At 42.4% G+C, this 4,417-nt stretch carries 1 protein-coding gene; it reads left to right on the top strand.

Translation table 11 applies throughout. The features are described 5' to 3' along the window. Positions 1-4,417, top strand: a 4,417-nt coding sequence (locus tag HMPREF1039_RS08120; protein WP_007390817.1) for a beta strand repeat-containing protein, incomplete at both ends; no start/stop codon positions are given.

Genomic DNA, 4,417 nt, shown 5'->3' with positions numbered 1-4,417 from the left:
TGTCAAAGGACCGAAGATAACAGGAGAAGGCAGTGTTAACGTATCTGACATAGAAGAAGGCGGTAAGAAAGTCGGCTATAAGATTACCGGCAAGAACACGACCCTTGCAAAAGGGACAAGCGGACTTAGTGTAGCTGACGGAAAATTGAAATTAAATGTTGCCGACACAGATAACAATACCGTTACCGGCGAAGTGGACTTGAATGGAATTGATTTGAGTGGAAATACGACGGTTAAGACGATAAATGAAAATATTACCAACTTGCAGGAAGGATTCACGATTCAAGACGAAGCTACTCCGAAGGCAGGAAAGAAAGTAATCAAAGCGAAAGACACAATTACCTTTAAGGGAGATAGCAACATTAAAGCGGAAGTCGGTACAGACGGCAGTGTAACGTATAGTTTGGATAAAGACGGCATTACAACTACGCTGAATGATACATTTGCCAAGAAAGACGCAAGCAATGTAACGGATGCTACTGCATGGGCAGGAAAACTCGGTACGGGTAAAGTGGAAGCGAATGACGCAAATCTTGTAACGGGTGGCACAGTTCAAGCTGCATTGAAACCGGTAAGTGATAAAGCGGATCAAAATGCAACGAATATTGCGACTTTGCAAAAAGGGTTTACGCTGAAAGATAGCGGTACGGGAAGTACAACCGTTAAAGCGGAAAGTACGGTAACGGTAACAGGAGATACATACGTTAAAGCAACAGTGAATGATAAAGGTCTGACACTGGGGCTTAATGAAGATGCTCTGAACAGCCAAATCAATACGCAGATTACAAGTAATAGCATCGTAACAGGAAAGATGGATTCATGGCAATTAGCCGCAAAGTCCACTGATGATGGGGAAAAAATTGACAACACCAATAATAAAGCAGTGTTTGACGTAACAGAAGCAGATAAAGGATTGACTGTAACTCGTGACAAAAACACGATCAAGTACGGTATCGATGCAGATAAATTAGCTTCTACCGTTACAAACAGTATTAATAACACTACTAATGCAACGGCAATCACGAATATTTCCGCTAAGTTCTCTATTAGTGATAAAGATGATACAAAGAAACAAACGATTACCTTGAGTAAGAATGCAACACCTAATATTCAATTCTTAGGGGATACAAATCTCACGAGCAAAGTAGACGGGACAAAGGTAACATATGGGTTAAATACTGCGTTGACAAATATGAACAGCATTACCTTTGCTGCGCCTACGGCACCGGCAGGAGAAACGAGCAAAGCACTGACCATTAACGGTACAGCAGGAACAATTACAGGACTGACGAATACGACATGGAATGCAGATGCTATTACATCCGGTCGTGCTGCGACGGAAGATCAGTTGAAAGCTTTATCCGAGACAGTGAGTGGTAATGCTTCCAGTTCGACGGATTATAAATTAGTGAAAGCCGGTACGACAAAAACCACAGACGGAAAAGGTGTATATACGCCGGATACAGAGGGAAAGATAGATTTATTAGTTCAAGATAAAAATCATAAGGGTCATATAGAAACGATTACCATTTCTGATGTGGCGAAGCGGTCTGAATTAGTTGAGGTACAAAAGAAATTAGAAGAAGGCTTTACGGTAGGAAAAGACGGTAAAGACGGCATTGGCATTAACGGCAAAGACGGTGGTTCTATCACCATTCACGGAACGGACGGAAAAGACGGACAAAACGGAGTAACGATTCGCGGCGTTGATGGCAAGAATGGAGAAAAAGGTGAAAAAGGCGTAGACGGTACGACGACTATTAATCGTATTGTGACGGTAGATCCGAACGGAACGACGCATCAAGTAGCTACTTTGGATGATGGCTTGAAATTTAAAGGCGATATGGGAGATGCGGCACCTATTAAATTAAATAATCAGGTAAATATTGTCGGTGGAGAAACCGTTGCTGCTAATTTAAGTGACGGAAATATTGGTGTAGATACCACAAAAGAAGGAAATAATGCAAAACTGACAGTTAAGTTGGCGAAGAACCTGAAGAATTTGGAAAGCGCTACGTTTACCAAGACGGAAAAAGGCGTGACAACGACTTCTGTTATCAATGATAAAGGGTTGACCATCGGCTCGGGAAATACGGCTGTTGCTTTGACTAAAGACGGACTCACTATGGGCGGTCAGGAAATCACGAATGTCAAAGAAAGCACGATAGCTACTAATGCCGCCACAGTAGGACAAATCAATAAAGCAAAAGAAGATCTGAAAACAGAAATTGATAAGAAAGTTGATAAGACAACATATACAGACGGCATGGCAACTAAAGCTGATGCAAATGGTGCGAATGTAACGAATCCTGACACATGGGCGGAAAAACTCGGAACAGGAACCATTTCCGATACCGACGGAAAACTCGTCACAGGAAAGACTGTTCAAGCTGCATTGAAACCGGTAAGTGATAAAGCGGATAAAAATGCAACGAATATTGCCACTTTGCAAAAAGGCTTTACATTGACAGATGGAAACACACCGACAGCAGGAAGTAAGACAGTTACTGCGGAAAGTGTAGTAACGGTAACAGGAGACGATTATATCAAGACGAAAGTAGATACTAGTGGTCTCAAGTTAACCATGGACGAAACCAAGCTGAATAGTCAAATCAATACGCAGATTACAAGCAATAGCACCGTAACAGGGAAGATGTCTGCATGGAAACTCAAAGCGACCGGAGTGAACGGCGAAGGAACGGTGAATAATACGGATAACACCGTTACCTTTGACGCAGAAAAAGATAAAGGATTGACTGTAACTCGTGACAAAAACACGATCAAGTACGGCATTGATGCAGATAAATTAGCGTCTACCATTACAAACACTATTAATAACAATACGAATGCAACGGCAATCACGAATATTTCTGCTAAGTTCTCTATTAGTGATAAAGATGATACAAAGAAACAAACGATTACCCTGAGTAAGAATGCCACACCCAATATTCAATTCTTAGGGGATACAAATCTTACGAGCAAAGTAGAAGGGACAAAGGTAACATATGGGTTAAATACTGCGTTGACAAATATGAACAGCATTACCTTTGCTGCGCCTACGGCACCGGCAGGAGGAACGAGCAAAGCACTGACCATTAACGGTACAGCAGGAACAATTACAGGACTGACGAATACGACATGGAATGCAGATGCTATTACATCCGGTCGTGCGGCGACAGAAGATCAGTTGAAAGCTTTATCTGATACAGTGAGCGGTAATGCTTCCAGTTCGACGGATTATCAATTAGTGAAAGCCGGTACGACAACGACAACAGACGGAACAGAAGCATATAAGGCTGATAAAGATGGAAATATAGATTTATTAGTTCAAGATAAAAAGCATTCGGGTAGTATAAAAAAGATTACGATTTCCGATGTGGCGAAGCGGTCTGAATTAGTTGAGGTACAAAAGAAATTAGAAGAAGGCTTTACGGTAGGAGAAGCCGGAGAACCCGGGAAACCCGGTAAAGACGGGACTATTGGCGTGAAAGGTGCAGACGGAAGTTCTGTAACTATCAACGGTAAAGATGGCTCTATCGGTATGAAAGGTAAAGATGGAAAAGACGGTCTTTCCATTCGCGGTGAAAAAGGTGATGAAGGAAAACCGGGTGTAGACGGTAAGACAACTATTAAACGCATTGTTATTACCGATCCAAATGGACAGAATCCGCACTCCGTAGCTACGCTGGATGACGGCTTGAAATTTGCCGGCAATGTAGGAAACTTCTACTCCAAATTGAATGAAACTGTGGAAATTGTCGGTGGAGAAAAGAATGTTGAACAATTGACTGATGAAAACATCGGTGTGGTTGCTGATAAAGCAAAAGATAAGAACGGTAAACTTGATATTAAGTTAGCGAAGAACCTGAAGAAATTGGAAAGTGCTACGTTTACCAAGACTGTGACAACTCCGGAAGGTGACGTGACGACAGTTACTACGATTAATGATAAAGGGCTGACTATCGGTACAGGCGATAAGGCATTGGCTATTACTGAAAACAGCATTGCCTTTGGACAAACCGGCGGAACGATTACCGGACTGACGAATACGGCATGGGACGGCAAAACTATTGTTACCGGACGTGCTGCGACGGAAGATCAGTTGAAAAAAGTGGCTGATACGGTAAATTCTAATGCGACAGCGGCAACGGATTTCCGTTTGGTGGCATCTACGGATACAAAGGGATATACACCCGATACGTCAGGAACGGTTACATTGGATGTGAAAGATAAGAATCATGGAGATAAAGATGCTTATCAAGTCACGATTTCCGATGTAGCTCGTAAGAGTGATGTAGATAAGATGCTGAATGAAGGCTTTACAGTAGGGAAAGCCGGAGAAGATGGGAAACCAGGTAAAGACGGTACTATCGGCGTGAAAGGTGCAGACGGAAAGGATGGTATCGGCATTAACGGT

The sequence above is a fragment of the Megasphaera lornae genome, assembly GCF_000214495.1.
Taxonomy (GTDB): domain Bacteria; phylum Bacillota; class Negativicutes; order Veillonellales; family Megasphaeraceae; genus Megasphaera; species Megasphaera lornae.
This window is presented reverse-complemented; position numbering and strand designations above follow the sequence as displayed.